Here is a 26,004-nt window from a genome sequence, read left to right as displayed (position 1 = left end):
CCAGGTCGGCCAGCGACTTCTTCTCCACCGGCTTCTTCTTGGCCGCCATGATCCCCTTGAACGAGGGGTAGCGCGGCTCGTTGATGGTGTCCCAGGTCGACACGATCGCCGGCAGCGGCGCCTCCAGGGCCCAGTAGCCCCCGTCGGTCTGCCGCTCCACCTTCGCGACCCCGCCCTCGACGGTCAGCTTGCGGGCGCCGGACAGCTGCGGGATGCCCAGCCGCTCGGCCAGCAGCGCCGGCATCACCGACAGCTGGCCGTCGGTGGACTCCGCACCGCACAGCACGATGTCGTAGGACAGCTGCCCCAGCGCCGCGGCCAGCACCGCCGAGGTCTGCACCGCGCACGAGCCGTGGATCGCCTCGTCCACCACGTGCACGGCCTTGTCCGCGCCCATCGACAGCGCCTTGCGGATCGCGTCGGCGGCCGACTCGGGCCCGACGGTCAGCACCGTCACCTCGCCGCCGTGGGCCTCCTTGAGGACCAGGGCCTCCTCGATCGCGTACTCGTCGATCTCGTTGACGACGTTGTCCGCGCTGCCCCGGGCGACCGTGTTGTCCGACGGGTCGAGGCTGCGCTCGCTCCCGGAGTCGGGGACCTGCTTGACCAGAACGACGATGTCCATCGTCAGACCTACCTCCGCGCTGGGGTGTCTGGTTGCGGGTCGGCGCCCGCCTGCCTCGATAGTGGAGGTTACCGCTGGGTAACGGAGGGCCGGCCGCGAGCTGGGGTGACCCCGGTCACCCCGGGCGTCCCACCACCGAGCGTGCGGGGGCCGCTGCGGTCCGGCGTCCCGGCTCCGCCCGGCCGTGGTCAGCGGCCGCTGAAGGTGGCCTTCCCCGGGCCGTGCTCGAGGAACGAGCGCATGCCGGTGTCCTGGTCCTCGGTGTCGAACAGCTCGGCGAACAGCCGGCTCTCCAGGTTCAGCCCCTCCTGCAGCGGGAGGTCCAGGCCCTCGTCGACGGCCCGCTTGGCCGCGGCCAGCGCCAGCGGCGGGCCGGCGGCGAACTTGCGCGCCATGGCGACCGCGGTCGACTCCACCTCGTCGTCCGGCACGACGGCGTCGGCGAGGCCGATCTCCAGCGCCTCCTCGGCGCCGACGTGCCGGCCGGTGAAGATGAGGTCCTTGGCCCGCGCCGGCCCGACCAGCCGGGCCAGCCGCTGCGTGCCGCCGGCGCCCGGGATCACGCCGAGCAGGATCTCCGGCTGCCCGATCTTGGCCGAGGCACCCATCACCCGGAAGTCCGCGCAGAGCGCCAGCTCGTAGCCGCCCCCGAGGGCGTAGCCGGTGATCGCGGCGATGACCGGCTTCGGGATCTTCGCCACCCGGGTGAAGGAGTCGGTCAGCTCCCGGCCCCAGGCGACCATGCCGCGGCCGTCCAGCTGGGCCATGGCCTTGATGTCGGCGCCGGCGGCGAACACCCGCTCGCCGCCGTAGACCACCACCGCCCGGACGTCCTCGCGGGCGCCGGCCTCGATGGCCGCGGCCCGCACCTCCATGTGCAGCTGCTCGTCGATCGCGTTCATCTTCGGCCGGTCGAGGCGGATGGTGCCCACCCCGTCGGCCACCTGCAGGGTCACGAACTCCGGCGCTGCCATGGGGCCCCTCCAGCGGGTGGACGACGTCGTCGTCGGCACCCTAGAGGACCCCCTGCCCGCCACCGCTCGCACGCTCGCGGCGGCCCCCTCCCGGTCCCGCCCCGAGCCCGCGAGGGGTGGGGAGGAGGGCGGCCGCGCGGCAGGTCGCTCGTGGCCCCCTCCCGGGTCCCGCCCCGAGCCTGCGAGGGGTGGGGAGGAGGGGGTCCTTCTTCAGGCCGCGCGGTGGGCGGTGTAGCGACCGTCGCGGCGCTCCACGTCCAGCCGCAGCCCGAAGGTCTCCGACAGCGCCTCGGGCACCAGCACACGGCCGACCGGCCCGGCGGTCACCACCCGGCCCTCGCGCAGCAGCAGCGCGTGGGTGTACCCGGGCGGGATCTCCTCGACGTGGTGGGTGACCAGCACCTGCGCCGGGGCGTAGTGGTAGCGGGCGAGGTCGGCCAGCCGCCCGACGAGGTCCTCCCGCCCCCCGAGGTCGAGGCCGGCCCCGGGCTCGTCGAGCAGCAGCAGCTCCGGGTCGGGCATGAGCGCGCGGGCGATCTGCACCCGCTTGCGCTCCCCCTCCGAGAGGGTGCCGAAGGGACGGTGGGCGTACTGCCCGACGCCCCACTGCTCCATGAGCACCGCCGCGCGCGTCAGGTCGTGCACGTCGTAGCGCTCGCGCCAGCGACCGACGACGGCGTACCCGGCGGAGAGGACGACGTCACCGGTGCGCTCCCCGGGCTCGATGCGCTGGGCCAGCGCGGTGCTGGTCAGCCCGATGCGCGGGCGCAGCTCGAAGACGTCGACCGCGCCGAGGGTCTCCCCCAGCAGGTGCACCTCGCCGCGCGTGGGGTGCATGTGCGCCGCGGCCAGCTGCAGCAGCGTCGTCTTGCCGGCGCCGTTCGGGCCGAGCACGACCCAGCGCTGGTCGGCCTCCACGCGCCAGTGCACGCCCTGCAGGAGGTGGGCGCGCCCCCGGACGACGTCCACCCCGCGCATCTCGACGACCGGCTCGCTCGACACGGACCCATCCAACCAACCCGGATCCGTTCCGCCCGTCCTGCCCCCCACCGCGGCCCGGCCGGGGCAGGATCACGGGGTGTACGTGAGCAACCCGGACGACGCCGAGGTCTGGCCCGGCGCCCCCGCACCGCTGGGAGCCCACTGGGACGGCACCGGCACCAACTTCGCCCTGTGGTCGGCCGGGGCGCAGGCGGTGGACCTGTGCCTGTTCGACCGCGACGGCACCGAGCACCGGCACCGGCTCACCGAGACCACCCACCAGGTCTGGCACGGCCGGCTGCCCGGCGTCGGCCCGGGGCAGCGCTACGGCTACCGGGTGCACGGCAGCTACGACCCGGGAGCCGGCCACCGGTACAACCCGGCGAAGCTGCTGCTCGACCCCTACGCCTGCGCCGTCGACGGCGACCTCACCCTCCACCCGGCGCTGTTCGGCTACCCCGAGGGCACGGTGGACTCCACGACCGCCGACCCGCGGGACTCGGCGCCCTACGTGCCGCGCGGGGTGGTCATCCACGACTCGTTCCCGTGGGACGGCGACCGCCCCCCGGGCACCCCCTGGTCGGACACCGTCATCTACGAGGTGCACGTCCGGGGCGCGACCATGGCCCACCCCGACGTCCCCCCGGCCCTGCGCGGCACCTACGCCGGGCTGGCGCACCCGGCGTTCGTCGAGCACCTGCGGTCACTGGGCGTGACCGCCGTGGAGCTGCTCCCGGTCCACCACTTCGTCAGCGAGCCGCACCTGCTGCGCCGGGGGCTCACGAACTACTGGGGCTACAACACCCTCGGCTACTTCGCCCCGCACGCGGCCTACAGCTCGGCCGGGTCCGCCGGGCAGCAGGTCACCGAGTTCAAGGCCATGGTGAAGGCGCTGCACGCGGCCGGCATCGAGGTGGTGCTCGACGTCGTCTACAACCACACCGCCGAGGGCGACCAGACCGGCCCGACGCTGTCGTTCAAGGGCATCGACAACCCCGGCTACTACCGGCTGGGCGGGGAGAACCCGGCGCGGTACACCGACTACACCGGCTGCGGCAACACCCTCGACGTCCGGCGTCCCCCGGTGCTCGCGCTGCTCATGGACTCGCTGCGCTACTGGGTCACCGAGATGCACGTGGACGGGTTCCGCTTCGACCTCGCCGCGGCCCTGGCCCGGTCGATGCACGACGTCGACCGGCTCTCGGCCTTCTTCGACGTCGTCCACCAGGACCCGGTGGTCAGCCGGGTGAAGCTCATCGCCGAGCCCTGGGACATCGGCGAGGGCGGGTACCAGGTGGGCAACTTCCCGCCGCTGTGGACCGAGTGGAACGGCCGCTACCGTGACACCGTCCGCGACGTCTGGTCGGGCGCGCACGTCGGCGTCCGGGACCTCGCCTACCGGCTCACCGGCTCGTCCGACCTCTACCGCTCCGACGGGCGCCGGCCGTTCGCGAGCATCAACTTCGTCACCGCCCACGACGGGTTCACCCTCGCCGACCTGGTCACCTACGAGCGCAAGCGCAACGAGGCCAACGGCGAGGACAACCGGGACGGGGAGAGCCACAACCGGAACTGGAACAGCGGGGTGGAGGGTCCCACCGACGACCCGGAGGTCCGCGCCGTCCGCGCCCGGCAGGTGCGCAACCACCTGGCCACGCTGCTGCTGTCCACCGGCGTCCCGATGCTGACCGCCGGCGACGAGCTGGGCCGCACGCAGCAGGGCAACAACAACGCCTACTGCCAGGACAACGAGCTGTCCTGGATCGACTGGCGCTCGGTCGACGAGGACCTGCGGGCCTTCGTCACCCGGCTGGTCGAGCTGCGCCGGGGCTCGCCGGTGCTGCGCCAGGAGGCGTTCTTCGACGGGCACGAGATCCCGGGCACCGGGGGGACCCGCGACCTCGCCTGGTTCCACCCGCGCGGCGACCAGCTGGGCACCGGGGACTGGTTCGACGCCGGGCTGCAGACGATCGGCATGTACCTCGACGGCCGCGGGATCCGGCACCGCGACGAGCGCGGGCGGCCGGTGGAGGACGACTCCTACCTGGTCTGGGTGCACGCCGGGCCGGCCCCGGTGACCGTCCACCTGCCCGGGCCGCCGTGGGCCGACGGCTACGAGCTCGTCGTCTCGACCGAGTACCCGACGGGCGCCCCGCCCCGCCCGGCGGTCGTCGCGCCCGGCCCGGTGGGGATGGACGCGCGCACGGTCTGGTTGCTGCGGGTGCTGCGCCGTCCCTGACCCCCCGCGGAGGAGCCGGGGTCCGGTTCTCGGCGTGAGCCGGGGACGGCTCCTGGCCGCGGTGCGGTGCCGTCGAGGAGTGGGGCCCGCAGGGTCCCGCGACGAGTGCGGCGGTGGCGCTCGGCGTGAGCCGGGGACGGCTCCTGGCCGCGGTCGGAGGCCGGTAGGCCGACCGATCACTCAGTCCTGGGGCTGCTCGAAGGTGATGACCGTCCAGCCGAGCAGGAGGCGGTCGCCGTCGGAGAGCGGGTGGGCGACACCGGGCTCGAGCTGGGTCCACTCGGTCGCCTCGGGTCCGGCGACGTGGGTGCCGTTGAGCGAGCCCAGGTCGACCAGCGAGACCTCACCCCCGCTGCGCTGGATGGCCGCGTGCGCCGAGGAGAGCACGTTCTGGGTGTCGGCGATGGGCACCGGCCGCGCCGACCCGCTGGTGACCAGCTCGTGGTTGTCCGGGCGGCGACCGAGGACGAGGTCCTCGTCGACGGTGACGACCAGCCCGTCGTCGAAGCGCAGCACGGGGGCGGCCGGGGCGTCGGGCTTCCAGAAGGCCGTGGCCTCGCCGCCGTCGGAGTCGGCGGCCTGCGGGGTGGCGGCGCCGAACCCGCCCGAGCCGGCACCGAACCCGGTGGAACCGGCGGACGAGCCGAAGCCGGAGTCCGACCCGGCGGTGAAGGACGACGGCGCCGCGGCGGCCTGCGGGGCCGGGGCCGCGGAGGGGTGCGCGGCGGCGGCCAGGTGGAGCATCGCCCCCGACCCGGGCACGGTGCCCTCCACCAGGTCCATGGCGACGCCGGGCGGCATGGTCGGCACCGGCTGGCCGGGGCCGACGAACAGCGTCTGCCCCAGCGGGAACCCGGCGGCCAGCGAGCAGCCCTCCACGGGGCTGCCGGAGACCGGGACGCCGTCGACGGCCGGCTGCCCCTTGCCGGCCCACAGCGCCACGCCGGTGCCGGCGCCGTCGGCGGTGTCGCTCAGCACCAGCGCGAAGGACGCCGACCCGCCGAGCGTGGCGACCTGACCCGCGACCGCGGCGAGCACCCGCTCGGCGCCCGGGCCGGAGATGCCCAGGCAGGCGTGGAGTGCGGCCACCAGCGCGGGCGAGCCGGGCGCGTCCACCCACAGCAGCCCGCCCCCGCGTCGGGCGACGACGGAGTCTCCGGGCAGGACTTCACAGCGGTCGGGCATGGCGTCCAGCCTAATGACGACTCACCCGAGCGGGTGATCGGACGTCGTCGCCACGCCGGTCGGTCACACCGGCGGCGGGACCGGTGCGACCGCCGGGACGGGTGTGCCGCCCGTGGCCGACCACCGGCCGGGAGGACGGGCGACCCCGTCCCCCGGGGGGCGAGCGGCCCCGTCCCGGGCGTGCGAGGGGCGGGACCCGGGACGGGGCCCTTCCCTTCAGGCCGTGGCGACCAGGCCCAGCTCCGCGGGGTCGGACAGGTGCGCCGAGTGCGGCAGCACCCGCACGGTGTACCCGAAGGAGCCGGTGCGCTCCAGCGGCAGCGTGGCGGTGAACCAGTGCCGGGAGCCGTCGCCGTGCTCGTGGCTCATCGGCAGCGTGGTCACCTCGTGCAGCCCGTCGGCGTCGTCCACCCGGCCGTAGGCCGCCTGGACCTCGACGTCGCCCGGCGCGAGGCCCGGCAGCTCGACCTCGGCGCGCAGCGCCAGGGACCCGCCGATCTCCGGGGTGTCCCCCGCGCCGGTGGCCTCCACGTAGGCGACCCGCACCGTGCCCCAGTTCTCGAGCAGGTGGGCCCGCCAGGCCGCCTCGCTGCGCGCGGCCTCGTACCCGCCCTCGGCCATGGCCCGGGAGGAGCCGGCCGCCGGGACGTAGAGCCGCTGCACGTAGTCGCGCACCATCCGGGTCGCCTGCACCTTCGGCCCGGTCTCGCGGAGGGTGTGGCGGACCATCTCGACCCACCGGGTGGGCACGCCGTCCCGGTCGGTCTCGTAGAACCGCGGCACGACCTGGGTGGAGAGCAGCTCGTAGATGGCCCGCGCCTCCACCTCGTCGCGGCGGTCGGGGTCGCCGAGGCCGTCGGCGGTGGGGATCGCCCAGCCGTTCTGGCCGTCGAACCACTCGTCCCACCAGCCGTCGCGGATGGAGAGGTTGAGCCCCCCGTTGAGCGCGGCCTTCATCCCGGAGGTGCCGCACGCCTCGAGCGGCCGCAGCGGGTTGTTCAGCCACACGTCGCAGCCCCAGTAGAGGTAGCGGGCCATGCCGATGTCGTACCCGGGCAGGAAGGCGATGCGGTGCCGGACGGCGGGGTCGTCGGCGAACTTCACCATCTGCTGGATCAGCTGCTTGCCGCCGTCGTCGGCCGGGTGGCTCTTGCCGGCGATGACCAGCTGGACCGGCCGCTCCGGGTCGAGCAGCAGCGCCCGCAGCCGCTCGGGGTCGCGCAGCATGAGCGTCAGCCGCTTGTAGGACGGCACCCGCCGGGCGAAGCCGATGGTGAGGACGTCGGGGTCGAAGGCGGAGTCGGTCCAGCCGACCTCGGCCTCGGCCATCCCGCGCGCGAGCGCCGACTCCCGCAGCCGGCGGCGGACCTCCTCCACGAGCCGGCCCCGCAGCAGCCGCCGGGTGCTCCACAGCTCCCCGGCCGGGATGCGGTCCACCCCGTCGTAGTGCACGTCCCCGGCGATCTCGTGGACGTCGCCGGCGCTGGTCGACTGGGTGCCCAGCTCGACCAGCTCGCGCGCGGTCCACGTGGGCGCGTGCACGCCGTTGGTGATCGAGGTGATCGGCACGTCGGCCTCGTCGAAACCCGGCCAGAGGCCGTTGAACATGCCGCGGCTGACCTCGCCGTGCAGCCGGCTCACGCCGTTGGCCCGCTGCCCCAGCCGCAGGCCCATGTGGGCCATGTTGAACTTCGTCGGGTCCTCCTCGGCCCCCAGCGGGATGAGCTGGTCGAGCGGGACGCCGAAGCCGGCGAAGTAGCGCTCGATGAGCGCCCGGGGGAACCGGTCGATGCCGGCCGGCACGGGGGTGTGCGTCGTGAAGACGGTGCCGGCGCGCACCGCCTGGAGGGCCTCGGCGAAGGTCAGCCCGTGCGACTCGGTCAGCTCGCGGATCCGCTCCACGCCCAGGAAGCCGGCGTGCCCCTCGTTGGCGTGGAAGACCTCCGGCGCCGGCGCCCCGGAGAGCTGGCACCAGGCCCGCAGGGCCCGGACCCCGCCGATGCCCAGCAGCATCTCCTGGCGCAGCCGGTGGTCCTCGTCGCCGCCGTAGAGCCGGTCGGTGACCGCCCGCTCGGACGGCGCGTTCTCCTCCACGTCGCTGTCGAGCAGCAGCAGCGTGACGCGGCCGACCTGGGCCCGCCAGACGTGGGCGTGCAGCGTCCGCCCCTCGGGCAGCGGGACGGTGATGACGACGGCCGAGCCGTCGGGCCGGCGCAGCAGCTTGACCGGCAGGCCGTGCGGGTCCAGCGCCGGGTAGTGCTCCAGCTGCCAGCCGTCGGCCGACAGGCCCTGCTCGAAGTAGCCCGCCCGGTACAGCAGCCCCACGCCGATCAGCGGGACGCCGAGGTCCGAGGCGGCCTTGAGGTGGTCGCCGGCCAGGATGCCGAGACCGCCGGAGTACTGCGGCAGCACCTCGGTGATGCCGAACTCGGCGGAGAAGTAGGCGATGCTGGCCGGCGCCGGGCCGGTCGGGCCACCCCCGCCCAGCGACTGGTACCAGTGCGGGGCCGACAGGTACTCCTCCAGGTCCTCCACCACGTCGTGCAGCCGGCGGACGAAGCGGCGGTCGCGGGCCAGGGTGGCCAGCCGCTCGGCGGAGACCTCCCCCAGGACGTTGACCGGGTCGCCACCGCAGGAGCGCCACAGCTGGGGGTCGAGGGCCTCGAAGAGGTCCCGCGTCTCGGGGTGCCACGACCACCGTAGGTTCATGACGAGCTGGGACAGCGGCATCAGCTCCTCGGGGAGCGACGCCCGGACGGTGAACCGACGGAGAGCTCGCACGGCCCCGAGACTAGTGAGACGCGACCCGCACCACCGAGCGCCGCACGGGGGCGTACCACCCGACCGGGGCGGTCCCGCGGCCGATGTGCCCGGGGACCGGGACCTCGATAGCGTGGCCGGGATGACTGGCCGCGCAGATCTCCGTCTCGGCATCACCGATGTCGCCCCCGTCGTGTCGTGCGGGTCCTTCTCGGCCCGCGCCGTGGTCGGCGAGCACGTCCCGATCACCGCCACCGTCTTCCGCGAGGGCCACGACGCCGTCGCCGCGGACGTGGTGTGGACCGCCCCGGACGGCAGCCGGGGCCCGCTCAACCGCATGCGCCGGTACGGCGACCAGCCCGACCGGTGGCTGACGACGGTGGTGCCGGACACCGAGGGCCGATGGCGCTTCCGCGTCGAGGCGTGGAGCGACCCGCTGGCCACCTGGCACCACGCCGTCGAGGTCAAGATCGCGGCCGGCCAGGGCCCGGACGAGCTCGCCAACGACCTGGAGGAGGGGGCGCGCCTGCTCGACCGGGTCGCCGGGGACGCCGACCCCGCGTGGCGGTCCCGCCTGGGCGAGGCGGCCGCCGCCCTGCGCGACCCCTCCCTCGAGCTGCACCAGCGGGTCGCCCCCGCCCTGGCCGCCGCGGTGCAGGAGTACCTCGACGACCACCCGGTCCGCGAGCTGGTCACCGCGACCCCCGACCACGACGTGTGGGTCGACCGCCGGCGCGCGCTGTTCGGCAGCTGGTACGAGTTCTTCCCCCGCTCGGAGGGTCCGGTGGTCGGCGGGACGCCCACCCACGGCACCTTCCGGACGGCGGCCGACCGGCTGCCGGCGGTCGCCGACATGGGCTTCGACGTCGTGTACCTGCCGCCCATCCACCCGATCGGCCGGGTCAACCGCAAGGGGCCGAACACGCCGCAGTTCCCCGGCGGCAACCCCTACGAGATCGACCCGGACGACGTCGGGTCCCCGTGGGCGATCGGGGCCGAGGAGGGCGGGCACGACGCCGTCCACCCGCAGCTGGGCACGATGCAGGACTTCCAGGACTTCGTCTGGCGGGCCGGCGAGCTGGGCATGGAGGTGGCCCTCGACCTCGCGCTGCAGGCCGCTCCCGACCACCCGTGGGTCAAGGAGCACCCCGAGTGGTTCACCACCAAGCCCGACGGGTCGATCGCGTACGCGGAGAACCCGCCGAAGAAGTACCAGGACATCTACCCGGTCAACTTCGACAACGACCCCGAGGGCATCTACGCCGAGGTGCTGCGGGTGGTGCGGCACTGGATGTCCGCCGGGGTGCGCATCTTCCGCGTCGACAACCCGCACACCAAGCCGCTGAACTTCTGGCACTGGCTGATCTGGGAGGTCAAGAAGACCGACCCGGACGTGCTCTTCCTCGCCGAGGCCTTCACCCGGCCGGCGATGATGCACCAGCTCGCCCGGCTCGGGTTCACGCAGTCCTACACGTACTTCACCTGGCGCACCCAGCGCGGGGAGCTGGAGGACTACGGCCGGGAGCTGGCCGACCACGCCCACTACATGCGGCCCAACTTCTTCGTGAACACCCCGGACATCCTGCACGCCTCGCTGCAGTACGGGGGGCCGCCGATGTTCAAGATCCGCGCGGTGCTCGCCGCGATGATGGGCCCGACCTGGGGCGTCTACTCCGGCTACGAGCTGTTCGAGCACGTCGCCGTCCGGCCCGGCAGCGAGGAGTACCTCGACAGCGAGAAGTACCAGCTGCGCCCCCGCGACTGGGCCGGCGCGGAGGCGTCGGGCCGCAGCCTGGCCCCCTACCTGCGGCGCCTGAACGAGATCCGGCGCGCGCACCCGGCGCTGCAGCAGCTGCGCACGCTGCGCTTCCACCACGTCGACAACCCGAACCTGCTGTGCTTCACCAAGACCGACCCGGGGTCGCAGGACGCGGTCCTGGTCGTGGTGTCCCTCGACAGCCACAACACCCAGATCGGCACCACCGCGCTGGACCTCCCGGCGCTCGGGCTGGACTGGCACGAGCGCTTCTCGGTGACCGACGAGATCAGCGGCGCCTCCTACGACTGGGGGCAGTTCAACTACGTCGAGCTCGACCCCTACCGGGAGCCGGCGCACGTGTTCTCACTGGCCCTGCCCCGGCCGGTCCAGCCACCGGCCCCGGTGCCCTGAGAGGGGACCCCGTGCCCCGCCGCGCGCGCCGGCCTCGACCCGAGGCCCCGCCCGAGCGCGCGCGGGGTGCGGACGAGGTCCTTCCGCTCCCGACCGCGTAGAACCGAGGACGACGACCTGCGATGACCGTTCCCCTGCCCGAACCCCCCGCATCCCGCGGCGCCCCCTCGGCGCTGCCCGCACCCGGCACCGACCCCGAGTGGTACAAGCGCGCCGTCTTCTACGAGGTGCTGGTCCGCGGCTTCGCCGACAGCAACGCCGACGGCGTCGGCGACCTGCGCGGCATGATCGACAAGCTGGACTACCTCCAGTGGCTGGGCGTCGACTGCCTCTGGCTGCCGCCGTTCTTCGCCTCCCCGCTGCGCGACGGCGGCTACGACGTCAGCGACTACACCGCGGTGCTGCCGGAGTTCGGCGACATCGAGGACTTCGAGGAGTTCCTCACCGCGGCCCACTCCCGCGGCATCCGCGTGATCATCGACTTCGTCATGAACCACACCTCGGACCAGCACCCCTGGTTCCAGGCCAGCCGCAGCGACCCCGACGGGCCCTACGGTGACTTCTACGTGTGGGCCGACGACGACTCCGGCTACGGCGACGCGCGGATCATCTTCGTCGACACCGAGAGCTCGAACTGGACGTTCGACCCGGTGCGCAAGCAGTACTTCTGGCACCGCTTCTTCTCCCACCAGCCGGACCTCAACTTCGAGAACCCGCGGGTGCAGGAGGCGATCGTCGACGCCCTGCGGTTCTGGCTGGACCTCGGCATCGACGGCTTCCGCCTCGACGCCGTCCCCTACCTGTTCGAGGACGAGGGGACCAACTGCGAGAACCTGCCGCGGACCCACGAGTTCCTCAAGCACGTCCGGAAGGTCGTCGACGCCGACTACCCCGACCGGGTGCTGCTGTGCGAGGCCAACCAGTGGCCGGCCGACGTCGTCGAGTACTTCGGCGAGGACGGCGACGAGTGCCAGATGGCCTTCCACTTCCCGGTGATGCCGCGGCTGTTCATGGCCGTGCGCCGGGAGCAGCGTTTCCCGATCTCGGAGATCATGGCCTCCACCCCGGACATCCCGGACAACTGCCAGTGGGGCATCTTCCTGCGCAACCACGACGAGCTGACCCTGGAGATGGTCACCGACGAGGAGCGCGACTACATGTGGGCGGAGTACGCCAAGGACCCCCGCATGAAGGCCAACATCGGCATCCGCCGCCGGCTGGCGCCGCTGCTGGACAACGACATGGACACCCTGGAGCTGTTCAACGCGCTCCTGCTCTCCCTCCCGGGGTCGCCGGTCCTCTACTACGGCGACGAGATCGGGATGGGCGACAACATCTGGCTCGGCGACCGGGACGGCGTCCGGACGCCGATGCAGTGGACCCCGGACCGCAACGGCGGGTTCTCCACCGCCGACCCCCAGCGGATGTACCTGCCGCTGAACATGGACCCGGTCTACGGCTACCAGACCACCAACGTCGAGCAGCAGCTGCGCAACACCACGTCGATGCTGCACTGGATCCGGCAGATGATCCACGTGCGCAAGCAGCACCCGACCTTCGGGCTGGGCAGCTACGCCGAGATCGGGTCGCGCAACCCCACGGTGCTCTCGTTCGTCCGGGAGTTCGGGGACGACGTGGTGCTCTGCGTCAACAACCTGTCCCGCTTCCCGCAGCCGGTGGAGCTCGACCTGCGCCGCTTCGAGGGCTACACGCCCGTCGAGCTGACCGGCCGGGTGGAGTTCCCGCAGATCGGCGTCCTGCCGTACATGCTCACCCTGTCCGGGCACGGCTTCTACTGGTTCGAGCTGGCCAAGCCGGTCGAGCCGCCGGTCGAGGAGCCGGAGGACTGGGAGACCACCGCGACCAGCCCGGTCGCCGAGTCGCTCCTGGCGGCCGGCCTGGTCACCGCCGCCGAGGAGATCCCGGGGGACAGCGACACCCGGACCGGTGACGACGTCCCCACCGGAGGAGACCGATGAGCGCCACCCCGCGCACCGCACTGACCGACCTGCTGCGCGACTGGATGCCGCACCAGCGCTGGTTCGGCGGCAAGGGCCGCGAGTGGGCCGACGTCACCGAGGAGGGCTTCCTGCTCGACCAGGCCGACCCGGTCCTCTCCGTCCACCGGGTGCGGGTCGCCTACGCCGACGGCGCCGCCGAGACCTACCTGGTGCCGCTGTCCTGGCGGGAGTCGCCGGCCGAGGACCTCAGCTCGGCGTTCATCGGGGCGGTGCCCTCCGGCGACCGGGAGAGCTACGCCTACGACGCGATGCGCGACCGCGACGCCACGGTGCCGTGGCTGGTGCACCTGGTCAGCGCCTCCACCATCGGCCCGATGCACTTCCACCCGGCGGGGGTGGCCTACATCCCCGAGGGCCTGCCGGGCGACATCGTCTCCACCGAGCAGAGCAACACCTCGCTGGTGTACGGCTCGGAGGCGATCTTCAAGCTGTTCCGCCGCCTGGAGCCCGGGCTCAACCCGGACGTCGAGGTCCACGACGCGCTGCGCAAGACGCAGAACCCGCACATCGCGCCGCTGCTGGGGTACATCGAGATCGACGACCCCGACCCGTCGGTGCCGCCGGCGACGGTGGCGATGCTGCAGACGTTCGTGCCCAACGCCAGCGACGGCTGGCGGCTGGCCACGGCCAGCGTGCGGGACCTCTACGCCGAGGGGGACCTGCACGCCGACGAGGTCGGCGGCGACTTCGCCGCCGACAGCGAGCGCCTCGGCGCGGCGACCGCGTCGGTGCACGCCGACATGGCCGCGGTCCTGCCCACCGAGCCGGCCGACGAGGCGTGGTTCGCCACGATCGCCGAGCAGATGACCGCGCGGCTGGAGGCGGCGACCGCGGTCGTCCCGCAGCTGGCCGAGCACGCCGAGGGGCTGCGCGCGGTCTACGCCGCGGTGGCCGGAGCCGCCGAGCCCGTGGTCCGGCAGCGGGTGCACGGCGACCTGCACCTCGGGCAGGTGCTGCGCACCGCCACCGGCTGGGTGGTGCTCGACTTCGAGGGCGAGCCGGCCCGGCCGCTGGCCGCCCGGCGGGAGCTCGACAGCCCCATGCGGGACGTCGCCGGGATGCTGCGCAGCTTCGACTACGCCGCCCGGCACATGCTCGTCGAGCAGCCCGAGGACCCGCAGCGGGCATACCGGGCGCAGGAGTGGGCAGAGCGCAACCGGGCCGCGTTCTGCGCCGGGTACTCCGCCGCCAGCGGTGCCGACCCGTGCGGGGACTCCCCGCTGCTGCGGGCGTTCGAGGCGGACAAGGCCGTCTACGAGTGCGTCTACGAGGCGCGCAACCGCCCGCACTGGCTCATGATCCCGTTGCAGTCCCTGTCCCGGATCACCGCCGCGGGCTGAGCTCCGGCCCCGGCCCAGCGACCCCGACCGACCGCACGGAAGAGGACGGCACGCGATGACATCGCCCGACGACACCACCGGCTCCCCCCGGCCCGACGCGCAGACCCCGGCGACGAAGGAGGAGCTGCAGGCCGCCGTCGAGGAGCGCACGGCCGCGGCCGAGGCCGCCGAACCGGGCCCGGTCGTCAACGCTCCTGCCCGCAAGCGCGCCGCGAAGAAGACCACGGCCGCCGGCGAGCCGGCCGAGGGCGCCCCCGCGAAGAAGACCACCGCGAGGAGGACGACCGCGAAGAAGGCGCCGGCCGAGAAGGCCACCGCGGCGGCGAAGAAGGCCGGCACGGCGGTCCGGAAGGCGGCGAAGAAGGTCGCCGAGGCCACCACCGAGCCCGGCGCGGCCCCCGCGGGGGCGCGGACCGGGGACCCGGCCGCGACGGCGCCCGCCAAGCGGGCCCCCCGCAAGAAGGCCGCCTCCGCCGTGGCCGGGGACACCGGGCCGCGTGCCCTCGGGGAGCAGGGCGACGACGTCGTCGCCCAGGGCGGCACGACCCCGCCCGTCGTCGCCCCGGGCCCCGTCGCCGAGCCGGGCGACGGCACCGGCGCGCCCGCGCAGCCGGGTGAGGGGGCCCCCGACTCCCCCGGTGGTGGCAGCGGCGAGCCGGGCGCCCGGCCCGGTCCCGCCCCCACCGACGTGCCCGACGACCGCGCGCCGGACACCGTGGCCGCCGCGCACGCCCGCCAGTCCGCGCCGTCCGAGGTGACCGGCGACGAGCTGCGGGCCGTCGTCGAGGGCTGGTCCTACTCGCCGCACAGCGTGCTCGGCGCGCACCGGACCGGCGACGGCTGGGCGGTCCGCGCCCTGCGGCCGGACGCCGTCTCGGTGGTGGTCGTCGACCAGGACGGCGCGCGGTACGAGGCGCACCAGCTGCACGGCGGCGGCATCCACGAGGCCCGGCTGCCGCACCAGCCCGGCGACTACCTGCTCGAGGTCAGCTACTCCGACGAGCACGGCGGCCGGCAGACCTACGAGGTCGACGACCCCTACCGCTGGCTGCCGACGGTCGGTGAGATCGACCGGCACCTGATCAGCGAGGGCCGGCACGAGCGGCTCTGGGAGGTGCTCGGCTCGCACGTGCGCCGTTACGACACCCCCCGCGGGCAGGTCCAGGGCGTCTCGTTCGCCGTGTGGGCGCCCAACGCCCGCGGCGTCCGGGTGACCGGTGACTTCGACTACTGGGAGGCCCGCGCCTACCCGATGCGCTCGCTGGGCTCCTCGGGCGTGTGGGAGGTCTTCATCCCGGGCGTCCCGGTCGGCAGCAAGTACCGCTTCCACGTGCTCGGGGCCGACGGGCACTGGCGGCACAAGTCCGACCCGCTGGCCTTCGCCACCGAGGTCCCGCCGGCCAACGCCTCGGTCGTCACCGAGTCCACCCACGAGTGGGGGGACGACGAGTGGCTGGCCCGCCGCGCCGAGGCCGGCTGGCACCAGCGGCCGATGAGCGTCTACGAGGTGCACGCCGGCTCCTGGCGGCAGGGCCTGTCCTACCGGGAGCTGGCCGACGAGCTGATCGACTACGTGGTCGACGCCGGGTTCACCCACATCGAGTTCATGCCGGTCGCCGAGCACCCCTTCGGCGGGTCGTGGGGGTACCAGGTCACCTCCTACTACGCGCCCACCGCCCGGCACGGCAGCCCCGACGACTTCCGCTACCTCGTCGACCGGGCCCACCAGGCCGGCATCGGCGTGATCGTCGACTGGGTCCCCGCCCACTTCCCGAAGGACGACTGGGCGCTGGCCCGCTTCGACGGCACCCCGCTGTACGAGCACGGCGACCCGCGGCGGGGCGAGCAGCCGGACTGGGGCACCCTCGTCTTCGACTTCGGCCGCCGCGAGGTGCGCAACTTCCTGGTCGCCAACGCCCTGTACTGGTGCAAGGAGTTCCACATCGACGGCATCCGGGTCGACGCCGTCGCCTCGATGCTGTACCTGGACTACTCGCGCGAGGAAGGGCAGTGGTCGCCCAACCAGTACGGCGGCCGGGAGAACCTGGAGGCGGTGGAGTTCCTCCAGGAGATGAACGCGACCGTGTACCGGGAGGTGCCGGGAGTCATCACCGTGGCCGAGGAGTCGACGGCCTGGCCGGGGGTCACCCGCCCGACGCACCTCGGCGGCCTGGGCTTCGGCTTCAAGTGGAACATGGGCTGGATGCACGACTCCCTGGCGTACATGTCCAAGGAGCCGGTGCACCGCAGCTACCACCACGGCCAGCTGACGTTCTCGATGATCTACGCCTACTCCGAGAACTACGTGCTGCCGATCAGCCACGACGAGGTCGTGTACGGCAAGGGCTCGTTGCTGCGGAAGATGCCGGGTGACCGGTGGCAGCAGCTGGCCAACCTGCGGGCCTACCTGGCCTACATGTGGGCCCACCCGGGCAAGCAGCTGCTGTTCATGGGCTCGGAGTTCGCGCAGGACGCCGAGTGGGCCGAGAGCCGCTCGCTGGACTGGTGGCACCTCGACGACCCGGCGCACCGCGGCGTGCTGCAGCTGGTCACCGACCTCAACGCCCGCTACCGCGAGCTGCCGGCGCTCTACACGCAGGACACCGACCCGGCCGGCTTCGAGTGGATCGATGCCAACGACGCCTCCGGCAACGTGCTGTCCTTCCTCCGCCGCGGTCTCCCCGGCGAGGACGGCCCCCGGGCGCTGGCCTGCGTGGCCAACTTCGCCGGCAACCCGCACCACGAGTACCGCATCGGCCTGCCGCACGGCGGGCGCTGGCGGGAGGTGCTCAACACCGACGCCGACGGCTACGGCGGCTCCGGGGTGGGCAACATGGGCGGCATCGACGCCGTCGAGGAGCCCTGGCACGGCCAGCCGTACTCCGCGGTCCTGTCGGCGCCGCCCCTGGGCACCGTCTGGCTGGTGCACGAGGGCTGACCGAGCACGGGTCCCCGTGCGGCGGCCGGCGCCGCACGGGGACCCTTCGTGAGCACCCGATCACGGTGGGCTGACGACGAACTCGTCCCACCGCGACGCGGCGAAACACCCCTCGACGGGCGGGCAGCGGGCATCATGTGCCGGCTCCGCCCGCCGCCGGTGCGCGGCGGCACCGTCCGACCCGAGGGAACCAGGCTCCATGAGGCATGTCCTGAGCCGCGCGATCGCCGCGGCCGCCGTGGGCAGCGTGCTGCTCGCAGGTTGCTCCAGCACGGTCACCGGGACCGCGTCCGCGGCCCGCCCGGTCACCGACGTGACGGCCGAGGAGTTCCTCGTCACCGGGGCCACCGACAGCGACATCGACCGCTACGCGCGCAACGCGCTGGCCGACCTCACCACCTTCTGGGAGCAGGCCTACCCCGAGTTCTACGGCGAGCCGCTGACCCCGCTGCAGGGCGGCTACTTCTCCGTCGACGCCGACGACATCGACGAGAGCCGCTACCCCCCGACCGGGGTCGGCTGCGCCCGGCTGCCCATCGACCCCGCGGAGGTGGAGGGCAACGCCTTCTACGAGCTGAACTGCGACGTCATCGTCTACGACAGCTCGCTGCTGCAGGAGCTCGGTGAGCTGCACGGCCGCTTCCTCGGCCCGGCGGTCATGGCCCACGAGTTCGGCCACGCCATGCAGGGCCGGTTCGGCTTCAGCGAGGTGACCATCCGCGACGAGACGCAGGCCGACTGCTTCGCCGGCGCGTTCACCCGCTGGGTCGTCGACGGCAACGCCGAGCACGTCGCGCTGCGGGTCTCCGAGCTCGACGACGTCCTGCTCGGCTTCATCGAGCTGCGCGACCCGGTCGGGCTCACCGACGAGACCGTCGAGGGCGCCCACGGATCGGGCTTCGACCGCGTCTCCGGGTTCTACGCCGGGTACACCGGTGGTGTCGGCACCTGCCGCGACGAGTTCGGCCCCGAGCGCGTGTTCACCGCCGCCGAGTTCGACGAGGCGGAGGAGGCCACCGAGGGCAACGCCGACTACGCGGACATCCAGGAGATCGTCGAGCTGTCCCTGCCGGCCTTCTACGACTCGTGGTTCCCGCAGGTCGGCGGCGCCGCCTTCGACGCCCCGGCGATCGAGCCCTTCGACGGCACCGCGCCCGCGTGCGGTGACATGGGGGCCGAGGACCGCGACCTGGGCTTCTGCGCCGCGGACTCGACCGTCTACGCCGACGAGACCGACCTGCTCCGCCCGGCCTACCAGGAGTTCGGCGACTTCGCGGTGGCCACCGCGATCTCGCTGCCCTACGCCCAGGCGGCGCGGGCGCAGCTCGGGCTGTCCACCGACGACAGCGCCGGCACCATCTCGACGGTCTGCCTGACCGGCTGGTACGCCGCCCGCTTCTTCGACGGCGACTTCGCGGACACCGAGCTGTCCCCCGGTGACGTCGACGAGGCGATCCTGTTCCTCCTCGGCCACGGGCAGGACGACTCGGTGCTGCCCAACGTGGAGCTCTCCGGCTTCGAGCTCGTCGGCGCCTTCCGGGACGGGTTCCTGCAGGGGGGCACCGCCTGCGACCTGGGGGTCTGACCCGCCCTGCCGGCGCCCCCCGCCACCCGCCCGGGCGGCGGGGGCGCCGCGGCGGTGCGACCATCGGGCACGAGATGCCTGCGCACCCGCCGTGTCGAACGGCCGCGGCCCTGGTGGCCGCGGCCGTCCTGCTGCTGGTCACCGGTTGCTCGGTGGTCATCGTCGGCCGGGCCACACCCGGGCAGGCCCCGCTCCCGGACGTCGACCCCGGCGCCGTCGGCATCACCGGTGCCGGGCAGGGCCCGATCGACGTGCAGGCGCGCAACGCGCTGGCCGACCTGGAGACCTACTGGGCGGTCCAGCTCCCGGCGGTCTGGGGGCAGGACCTCGTACCGCTGCAGGGCGGCTACTTCAGCGTCGACCCGGGTGACGTCGACCCGGCCGCCTACCCGCAGGGCATCGGCTGCGGCGCGGACCCGTCCGAGGTGGAGGGCAACGCGTTCTACTGCCAGGCGCCCGGCGTGCCCAACTCCGACGCGATCAGCTACGACCGGGCATTCCTCACCGAGCTGGCCGAGGGGTACGGCCGGTTCATCCCGGCCCTGGTGATGGCCCACGAGTTCGGCCACGCCGTCCAGGCCCGGGTGGGCTACCCCGACTACTCCATCTCCGTCGAGACCCAGGCCGACTGCCTGGCCGGTGCCTGGACCGGGTGGGTGGCCGACGGGGAGGCGGAGTTCAGCCAGATCCGGGCGCCCGAGCTCGACGAGGTGCTGCGCGGCTACCTGCTGCTGCGCGACCCGGTGGGCACCGGCAGCACCGTGGACGCGGCGCACGGCTCCTACTTCGACCGCGTCTCGGCCTTCCAGGAGGGCTTCGAGGCCGGTCCCACCGCCTGCCGGGACAACTTCTCCGCGCAACGGCCCTTCACCCAGAGCGCCTTCGACGACCCCCAGGAGCGGGCCAGCGGCGGCAACGCCCCCTTCGCCGAGACGCTCGACATCGCCGACACCGCCCTGCCGGAGTTCTGGACCCTCGCCTTCGACCAGGTCTTCGACGAGACCTTCCGGCCGCCGGACCTCGAGGCCTTCCGCGGCGGGCCGCCCGGGTGCGCGCCGGGGGACCTCGACCTCGTGTACTGCCCGGACGATGCGCTGGTCGGCTTCGACGTCGAGGACCTCGCCGGGCCCGTGTACGAGGAGCTCGGCGGGGCCGACTACGCCGTCATCACCGCGATCTCGCTGCCCTACGCCCTCGCCGCGCGTGACCAGCTGGGCCTGTCGACCGACGACGAGGACGCGGTCCGGTCCGCCGTCTGCCTGACCGGCTGGTTCTCCGCGGTGTTCTCCGACGGCGCGCTCACCTCCGCCGACATCTCCCCGGGCGACGTCGACGAGAGCGTGCAGTTCCTCCTCACCTACGGCAACGACCCGGCGGTCGTCCCCTCCGTCGAGCTCACCGGCTTCGGTCTGGTCGACCTGTTCCGCAACGGCTTCTTCCTGGGGCCGTCCGCCTGCGACGTCGGCGTCTGAACCGGGGCCGGCGGCCCCCTCCCGGGACCCGCGCCGAGCCCGCGAGGCGTGGGGAGGAGGGCGGCCCCCTCCCGGGACCCGCGCCGAGCCCGCGAGGCGTGGGGTGGAGGGCGGCCCCCTCCCGGGACCCGCGCCGAGCCCGCGAGGCGTGGGGAGGAGGGCGGCCCCCTCCCGGGACCCGCGCCGAGCCCGCGAGGCGTGGGGAGGAGGGGGTCCTTTCAGTAGAGGGCGAGGGTGAGGGCCCGCCGTGCGTCGGCCACGCGGGGGTCCTGGTCCCCGACGACGGCGAACAGCTCCACCAGGTGCTTGCGGGCCTGGTCGCGGTCGTCGCCGGCGGTCCGCCGCACCACGTCGAGCAGCCGGGCGAAGGCGCCCTCGACGTCCCCGGTGCCCAGCAGGAAGTCCGCCGCGCGGGTCTGCGCGGCGACGTCGTCCGGAGCGGCGTCGGCCGCGGCCAGCGCGTCGGGGCCGGCGGCGTCCGCACGCCGGAACAGCTGCACCTGCCGCAGGGCCAGCCCGGCCACGGGGTGGTCGGGCTCGGTGTCGAGGATGGCCTGGTAGGCCGCCTCCGCCGCGGCCAGGTCGCCGCGCTCCAGCGCCGACTCGGCGACGTCGAGGCGCGGGTCCTCGGCTTCGACCGGGCCGGCCTCCCCGTCGGGCACGGCGCCGCCGGTGGTGGCGCGGACCAGCTCGGTGACGAACTGGCGGGCCTGCTCCTCGGGGATCGCGCCGGTGAACTCGGCCACCAGCTGGCCCTGCCAGACGGCCTTGACCGCCGGGATGCCCTGGACCCGCAGGCCCTGGGCGAGCGCCGGGTTGGCGTCGACGTCGACCTTGGCCAGCACCCAGGACCCGCCGCCCTCGGCGGCCAGCCGCTCGAGCACCGGGGACAGCTGCTTGCACGGGCCGCACCACTCGGCCCAGAGGTCGAGGACGACCGGGACCTGGAAGGAGCGGTCGAGCACCTCGGCCTGGAAGGTCGCCTCGGTCACGTCGACGACCGCGGAGCCGGGTGCACCGGCCGGGCCGCCGGGTGCGGGCGGCGGCGCGGCCTGGGCCCGGGCCGCGGCCTCGGACCGGGCCTTGACCGCGGCGAGGTCGACGGCACCGGCCATGGCGGCGGCCATCTGCGCCTGCTGGGCCTGCGCGCGCGGGTCGGGACGTCCGGAGCGGGTCGGCTGCATGACCTCGATCATCCCACCGCGCTGCGCCGGTCCGCCGGGGGCGTCGCCCGGGCCGGCGACGGCGCCTCGGCGACGTCCCCGGCGGCCAGCCGCACCCGCCGCAGGATGTCGAAGAGCGTGTCGAGCTCGCCCTCGGCCAGGTCGCCCAGCCCGAAGTCCAGCCCGGTGAGCGCGGCGGTCGCCTCCTCGACGACGGCGCGCCCGCGCTCGGTGATGCGGGCCAGGACGCCGCGCCCGTCGGCCGGGTTGGGCCGGCGTTCGACGTAGCCGGCGGCCACGAGCCGGTCGATGGCGTTGGTGACGCTGGTCGGGTGCACCATCAGCCGGCTGCCGATCACCTTGAGCGGCAGCTCCCCGGTGCGGCTGAAGGTGAGCAGCACCAGGACCTCGTAGCGGGCGAAGGTGAGCTCGTGCGGCCGCAGGGCGGCGTCGAAGCGGGCCAGCAGGATCTGCTGCACCCGGAACACCGACGTGGCCGCGCGCATGGCGGCCGCGGGGCCGAAGCGCTGCTCCCACGTCTCGCCGGCGCGCTCGATGGGGTCGAACGGCAGCCCCAGCGGTCGGCTCATGGTCCGACAGGTTACGTGCCGGCCCGCCCGCGGCACCGGCGCCGGCACCCGCGGGACGCCGGGGACGGCGGGTCAGACGGGGGCGGGCCGCAGCGCCGGCACCTCCCGGACCCCGAAGACGTCGGCCAGGGCCACCCGGGCCGCGTTGTCCCCGCACATGCCGTGCACCGCCGGGCCGGGCGGGGTGGCCGCCGAGGCGAGGTACACCCCGCGCACCGGCGTCCGGTAGGTGTTCCAGCGCGGCACCGGCCGGGCCAGCATCTGCCGCAGCGAGGCCTCGCCGTTGGAGATGTCCCCGCCGATGTGGTTGGGGTTCCACCGCTGCATCTCGGTGGCGTCCTTCGTGGCGCGCGCGACGACCGTGTCGCGGAACCCCGGCGCGAACCGCTCGACCTGCGCCTCGATCCGCTCGGTCATGTCCACCGGGCAGCCGTGCGGCACGTGCACGTAGGCCCAGAACACGTGCTCGCCCCCGGGGGCGCGGGTCGGGTCGACGACGGTGGGCTGGACGGCGAGCACGTACGGCCGCTCGACGACCCGGCCGTGCGCGGGCCCCTCCTCCCCCGCCATCGTCTCGGCGAGCGTGCCGGCGACGTGCACGGTGCCGGCCCGGCGCACCTCGGGGTGGGCCCACGGCACGGGCTCGGAGAGGATCCAGTCGATCTTGAAGACCCCGGGGCCGTGCCGGTAGCGGCCCACCCACCGCCGGTAGCCCTCGTGCACCCGGTCGCCGGCCATCGCGACGAACGCCCGGGGCGAGGTGTCCAGCAGCACGGCCGGGACGCCCTCGAACTCCCGTAGGTCGGTGACCAGGTGCCCGGTGACGACCTCGCCGCCCTGCTGCTCCAGGGCGGTGACCATCGCGTCGGCGAGCGCCTGCGACCCCCCCTCGACCAGCGGCCATCCCCCGTGGTGGGCGAGCATGCCCAGCACCATGCCGAGGCCCGCGGTCAGCGGCCGCGACAGGTCGAGCATGCCGTGCGCGGCGGCCCCGGCGACGAGCGCCTGGCCCTCCTCGCCGTCGAAGTACCGGCGGGCCAGCCGGCGCACGTTGGGCAGCGCCTCCAGCCCGAACCTCGTGACGGCGCCGACGCTGCGGGTGGGCAGCCGGCGCAGCCGGCTGGTGAGGAAGAAGTCGATGACGTCGTCGGCGTGCTCGACCAGCGGCCCGAACAGCCGCTCGTACGCCGGGCCGTCGGCGCCCAGCCCGGCCGCGGTCGCGGCCAGCGAGTGCCGGGAGACCGCGGCCCGGCCGCCGTCGAGCGGGTGGGCGTAGCAGATCTCCGGGTGGACCAGCCGGACCCCGCGGCCGGGCAGGTCGAACTCCTCGAAGAAGGGGGACGCCGCGGCCATCGGGTGCACCGTCGAGCAGACGTCGTGCCGGACGCCGGAGCGGATCAGCTCCTCGGTGCGCAGGCCGCCGCCCGGCCGGTCGGCCTGCTCGACCACCTGCACCCGCAGCCCGGCCCCGGCCAGCCGGAGGGCGGCGGCCAGGCCGTTGGGCCCGGCTCCGACGACGACGGCGTCCGGCTTCCCGTTCACCCCGCCATCCTGCCCCGGCAGGGGTCAGAGGCGCGCGACCAGTTCGTCGGCCGCCCGGTAGGCGTCGGTCTCCCCCGCCACCACCCGCTCGGCGAGGGCGTGCAGCGCGGCCGACCCGCGCACCTCGCCCATCCGCCGCCGGAGTCCGTCGAGGGCCACGGCCTCCACCTCCCGCCGGGCCCGCCGGGTGCGCCGGCGGTGCCCCTCCCCGGAGGCGGCGAGCCAGTCCCGGTGCGCGGCGACCGCGTCGAGCACCGCCTCGACCCCGCTGCCGGTCTCCCGGACCGCGACGGTGCGGCACACCGGCGGCCGCCACGCCCCCGGCCGGTCGGCGCCGCTGCCGAGCAGGGTCATCGCCCGCAGCTCCCGCACGGTCCGGTCCGCGCCCTCCCGGTCGGCCTTGTTGACCACCAGGACGTCGGCCACCTCGAGGATGCCGGCCTTGGCCGCCTGGATGCCGTCCCCCATGCCGGGGGCCAGCAGGACGACGGTGGTGTCGGCCAGCGAGGCGACGTCGAGCTCGGACTGCCCGACGCCCACCGTCTCGACCAGCACCACGTCGCAGCCGGCGGCGTCCAGGACGCGCAGCGCCAGCGGGGTGGCCACGGCCAGGCCGCCGAGGTGGCCGCGGGTGGCCATGGAGCGGATGTAGACGCCGTCGTCCCCGGCGGCCTGCTGCATGCGCACCCGGTCACCGAGCAGCGCACCGCCGGAGAAGGGGGACGACGGGTCGACCGCGAGGACGCCGACCCGCCGGCCGGCCTGCCGCAGCGCCCGCACGAGGGCTGCCGTCGTCGTCGACTTGCCGACCCCGGGGGCACCGGTCAGGCCGACGACCTGGGCGCGGCCGCCGTGCGGCGCCAGTGCGGCCGCGACCTCGCGCACCGCGGGCCCGGCGTCCTCGACGACCGAGATGAGCCGCGCGACGGCCCGGGCCTCGCCGCGGCGGGCGCGCTCGACGAGGTCACCGGCGTCCACCGCGCGCCGGCCCCGCCTCCCGGGGTGGGGGGCGGGGCCGGCGGCGTGCTGGAGCGGGTCGGTCACCCGCGAGCGGGGACCCGGAGGACCAGCGCGTCCCCCTGCCCGCCGCCCCCGCAGAGCGCGGCGGCGCCGACGCCACCACCGCGGCGGCCGAGCTCGAGGGCCAGGTGCAGGACGATCCGCGCCCCGCTCATGCCGATCGGGTGCCCCAGGGCGATCGCGCCACCGTTGGGGTTGACCTTCTCGGGGTCGATGCCCAGCTCGCGGGTGGAGACGATGCCGACCGCGGCGAAGGCCTCGTTGAGCTCCACCAGGTCCAGGTCGGCCGGGTCGATGCCCTCCCGCGCGCAGGCCTTCTGGATCGCCCGCGACGGCTGGCTCTGCAGCGTGGCGTCGGGGCCGGCGACCACGCCGTGCGCGCCGATCTCGGCCAGCGGGGTCAGCCCCAGCTCGGCGGCCTTCTCGGCGCTCATCACCACGACCGCGCAGGCGCCGTCGGAGATCTGCGAGGCCGACCCCGCGGTGATCGTGCCGTCCTTGCCGAAAGCCGGCTTCAGCTTGGCCAGGCTCTCGGCGGTGGTGTCGGCGCGGATGCCCTCGTCCTCGCGGAACTCGATCGGGTCGCCCTTGCGCTGCGGGATCAGCACAGGGGTGATCTCGTCGTCGAAGAGGCCGTTCTTCTGCGCGGCGGCGGCCTTCTGGTGGCTGGCCGCGGCGAAGGCGTCCTGCTCCTCGCGGGTCAGGTCGTAGCGGCCGTTGGCCTGCTCCGTCAGCACCCCCATGGCGACCTGGTCGAAGGTGTCCGACAGCCCGTCGTGGGCCATCGAGTCGACGAGCGCGGCGTCGCCGTACTTCGTGCCGGTGCGCGAGGTGGGCAGCAGGTGCGGGGCCCGGGTCATCGACTCCATGCCGCCGGCGACCACGACGTCGAACTCGCCGGCGCGGATGAGCTGGTCGGCCAGCGCGATGGCGTCGAGGCCGGAGAGGCAGACCTTGTTGAGCGTCAACGACGGCACCGACATGGGGATGCCACCGGCGACCGCGGCGGGGCGGGCCGGGTTCTGCCCGGCCCCGGCCTGGATGACCTGCCCCATGATCACGTAGTCGACCTGGTCGCCGGGGATGCCCGCGCGCTCCAGGGCGGCCCTGATCGCGACGCCACCGAGGTCGGCGGCGGAGAAGTCCTTGAGCGAGCCGAGCAGGCGGCCCATCGGGGTGCGGGCGCCGCTGACGATGACCGAGCGGGACATCGAGCCTCCTGTGCCGGGGCCGCCGGCACTGGCGACCGCGTGGGGACGGCCGCGACGGGACGCGGCGTCGATCCCTCCGAGGATATGCGGGGGTCACCGCCCGGTCGACGACCGTGACGCGGACCACACCGGTGCGGGCGGGCCGGGAGGCCGGGACCCGGGCGGGCCTCGGACCCGCGTGAGCCACG

At 74.4% G+C, this 26,004-nt stretch carries 17 protein-coding genes; 7 read left to right on the top strand and 10 right to left on the bottom strand.

What is annotated here, in order from left to right; all coding sequences use genetic code 11:
* The 3 genes from D0Z06_RS19940 to D0Z06_RS19925 form a co-directional block, all read right to left on the bottom strand.
* Window positions 1-625: electron transfer flavoprotein subunit beta/FixA family protein (locus D0Z06_RS19940; RefSeq protein ID WP_147332088.1), on the bottom strand; the 625-nt coding region annotated here is incomplete at its 3' end.
* A 188-nt stretch (window positions 626-813) separates the two neighbouring features.
* Window positions 814-1,599 carry an enoyl-CoA hydratase/isomerase family protein gene (locus D0Z06_RS19935; RefSeq protein ID WP_117379292.1) on the bottom strand — a complete coding sequence of 262 codons (786 nt, stop codon included), beginning with the start codon at window positions 1,597-1,599 and terminating at the stop codon, window positions 814-816.
* Between the two features lie 210 nt (window positions 1,600-1,809).
* Window positions 1,810-2,601: an ABC transporter ATP-binding protein gene (locus tag D0Z06_RS19925; protein WP_233517830.1), complete on the bottom strand. Its 792-nt coding sequence runs from the start codon at window positions 2,599-2,601 to the stop codon at window positions 1,810-1,812.
* 76 nt (window positions 2,602-2,677) lie between these two features.
* Here D0Z06_RS19925 and glgX point away from each other — a divergent pair, with 76 nt between their 5' ends.
* The gene (glgX, locus tag D0Z06_RS19920; RefSeq protein WP_199522435.1) at window positions 2,678-4,819 is read left to right on the top strand and encodes a glycogen debranching protein GlgX; all 2,142 of its coding nucleotides are present in this window, start codon (window positions 2,678-2,680) and stop codon (window positions 4,817-4,819) included.
* A gap of 180 nt (window positions 4,820-4,999) precedes the next feature.
* On the opposite strand, the gene D0Z06_RS19915 is transcribed toward glgX, so the two are convergent.
* Together D0Z06_RS19915 and glgP are read right to left on the bottom strand one after the other, a co-directional pair.
* On the bottom strand, window positions 5,000-6,004 hold the full coding sequence (locus D0Z06_RS19915; protein ID WP_117379290.1) for an FHA domain-containing protein: 1,005 nt from the start codon (window positions 6,002-6,004) through the stop codon (window positions 5,000-5,002).
* 216 nt (window positions 6,005-6,220) lie between these two features.
* Window positions 6,221-8,785 (bottom strand): alpha-glucan family phosphorylase, encoded by a 2,565-nt coding sequence (glgP, locus tag D0Z06_RS19910; RefSeq protein WP_117379289.1) that lies wholly within the window; start codon window positions 8,783-8,785, stop codon window positions 6,221-6,223.
* 121 nt (window positions 8,786-8,906) lie between these two features.
* On the opposite strand from glgP, the gene D0Z06_RS19905 reads away from it, so the two are divergent.
* The 6 genes from D0Z06_RS19905 (at window position 8,907) to D0Z06_RS19880 (ending at window position 20,290) form a co-directional block, all read left to right on the top strand.
* A complete protein-coding gene (locus D0Z06_RS19905; RefSeq protein ID WP_117379298.1) occupies window positions 8,907-10,934 on the top strand; it encodes an alpha-1,4-glucan--maltose-1-phosphate maltosyltransferase in 2,028 nt (675 codons plus the stop codon).
* A gap of 122 nt (window positions 10,935-11,056) precedes the next feature.
* Entirely contained in the window at window positions 11,057-12,913 is a 1,857-nt protein-coding gene (treS, locus tag D0Z06_RS19900; RefSeq protein ID WP_117379288.1) for a maltose alpha-D-glucosyltransferase, read from the top strand.
* Window positions 12,910-14,295, top strand: a complete 1,386-nt coding sequence (locus D0Z06_RS19895) for a maltokinase N-terminal cap-like domain-containing protein (protein WP_117379287.1) — start codon at window positions 12,910-12,912, stop codon at window positions 14,293-14,295. Before treS ends, D0Z06_RS19895 begins: the two co-directional genes overlap by 4 nt.
* Before the next feature lie 55 nt (window positions 14,296-14,350).
* Window positions 14,351-17,233 (top strand): 1,4-alpha-glucan branching protein GlgB, encoded by a 2,883-nt coding sequence (gene glgB, locus D0Z06_RS19890; RefSeq protein WP_117379286.1) that lies wholly within the window; start codon window positions 14,351-14,353, stop codon window positions 17,231-17,233.
* A gap of 199 nt (window positions 17,234-17,432) precedes the next feature.
* The gene (locus tag D0Z06_RS19885) at window positions 17,433-18,818 is read left to right on the top strand and encodes a neutral zinc metallopeptidase (RefSeq protein WP_117379285.1); all 1,386 of its coding nucleotides are present in this window, start codon (window positions 17,433-17,435) and stop codon (window positions 18,816-18,818) included.
* Between the two features lie 74 nt (window positions 18,819-18,892).
* Window positions 18,893-20,290, top strand: coding sequence for a neutral zinc metallopeptidase (locus D0Z06_RS19880; RefSeq protein WP_117379284.1), 1,398 nt, complete (start codon window positions 18,893-18,895; stop codon window positions 20,288-20,290).
* Window positions 20,291-20,508: 218 nt separating this feature from the next.
* On the opposite strand, the gene D0Z06_RS19875 is transcribed toward D0Z06_RS19880, so the two are convergent.
* The 5 genes from D0Z06_RS19875 to D0Z06_RS19855 form a co-directional block, all read right to left on the bottom strand.
* Window positions 20,509-21,474 (bottom strand): tetratricopeptide repeat protein, encoded by a 966-nt coding sequence (locus D0Z06_RS19875; RefSeq protein WP_117379297.1) that lies wholly within the window; start codon window positions 21,472-21,474, stop codon window positions 20,509-20,511.
* 8 nt (window positions 21,475-21,482) lie between these two features.
* On the bottom strand, window positions 21,483-22,043 hold the full coding sequence (locus D0Z06_RS19870) for a MarR family winged helix-turn-helix transcriptional regulator (RefSeq protein ID WP_117379283.1): 561 nt from the start codon (window positions 22,041-22,043) through the stop codon (window positions 21,483-21,485).
* Window positions 22,044-22,115: 72 nt separating this feature from the next.
* A complete protein-coding gene (locus tag D0Z06_RS19865; RefSeq protein WP_117379282.1) occupies window positions 22,116-23,585 on the bottom strand; it encodes a phytoene desaturase family protein in 1,470 nt (489 codons plus the stop codon).
* Between the two features lie 24 nt (window positions 23,586-23,609).
* A complete protein-coding gene (gene meaB / locus D0Z06_RS19860; protein ID WP_233517829.1) occupies window positions 23,610-24,629 on the bottom strand; it encodes a methylmalonyl Co-A mutase-associated GTPase MeaB in 1,020 nt (339 codons plus the stop codon).
* Window positions 24,626-25,816 carry an acetyl-CoA C-acetyltransferase gene (locus D0Z06_RS19855; protein ID WP_117379281.1) on the bottom strand — a complete coding sequence of 397 codons (1,191 nt, stop codon included), beginning with the start codon at window positions 25,814-25,816 and terminating at the stop codon, window positions 24,626-24,628. Before D0Z06_RS19855 ends, meaB begins: the two co-directional genes overlap by 4 nt.
* Window positions 25,817-26,004 lie beyond the last annotated feature (188 nt).

The organism is Geodermatophilus marinus (assembly GCF_003428645.1).
Classification (GTDB): Bacteria; Actinomycetota; Actinomycetes; order Mycobacteriales; family Geodermatophilaceae; genus Geodermatophilus.
Note: the sequence above shows the minus strand (reverse complement) of the source record. Positions and strands in the feature narration are given on the sequence as shown.

What these genes read in the sequence shown, in the direction of transcription:
- D0Z06_RS19915 (WP_117379290.1), bottom strand. Translation starts at nt 6,004, where the DNA reads ATGCCCGACCGCTGTGAAGTCCTGCCCGGAGACTCCGTCGTCGCCCGA.
- D0Z06_RS19905 (WP_117379298.1), top strand. Translation starts at nt 8,907, where the DNA reads ATGACTGGCCGCGCAGATCTCCGTCTCGGCATCACCGATGTCGCCCCC.
- D0Z06_RS19895 (WP_117379287.1), top strand. Translation starts at nt 12,910, where the DNA reads ATGAGCGCCACCCCGCGCACCGCACTGACCGACCTGCTGCGCGACTGG.
- D0Z06_RS19855 (WP_117379281.1), bottom strand. Translation starts at nt 25,816, where the DNA reads ATGTCCCGCTCGGTCATCGTCAGCGGCGCCCGCACCCCGATGGGCCGC.
- D0Z06_RS19935 (WP_117379292.1), bottom strand. Translation starts at nt 1,599, where the DNA reads ATGGCAGCGCCGGAGTTCGTGACCCTGCAGGTGGCCGACGGGGTGGGC.
- glgB (WP_117379286.1), top strand. Translation starts at nt 14,351, where the DNA reads ATGACATCGCCCGACGACACCACCGGCTCCCCCCGGCCCGACGCGCAG.
- treS (WP_117379288.1), top strand. Translation starts at nt 11,057, where the DNA reads ATGACCGTTCCCCTGCCCGAACCCCCCGCATCCCGCGGCGCCCCCTCG.
- D0Z06_RS19885 (WP_117379285.1), top strand. Translation starts at nt 17,433, where the DNA reads ATGAGGCATGTCCTGAGCCGCGCGATCGCCGCGGCCGCCGTGGGCAGC.
- D0Z06_RS19875 (WP_117379297.1), bottom strand. Translation starts at nt 21,474, where the DNA reads ATGCAGCCGACCCGCTCCGGACGTCCCGACCCGCGCGCGCAGGCCCAG.
- D0Z06_RS19870 (WP_117379283.1), bottom strand. Translation starts at nt 22,043, where the DNA reads ATGAGCCGACCGCTGGGGCTGCCGTTCGACCCCATCGAGCGCGCCGGC.
- D0Z06_RS19880 (WP_117379284.1), top strand. Translation starts at nt 18,893, where the DNA reads ATGCCTGCGCACCCGCCGTGTCGAACGGCCGCGGCCCTGGTGGCCGCG.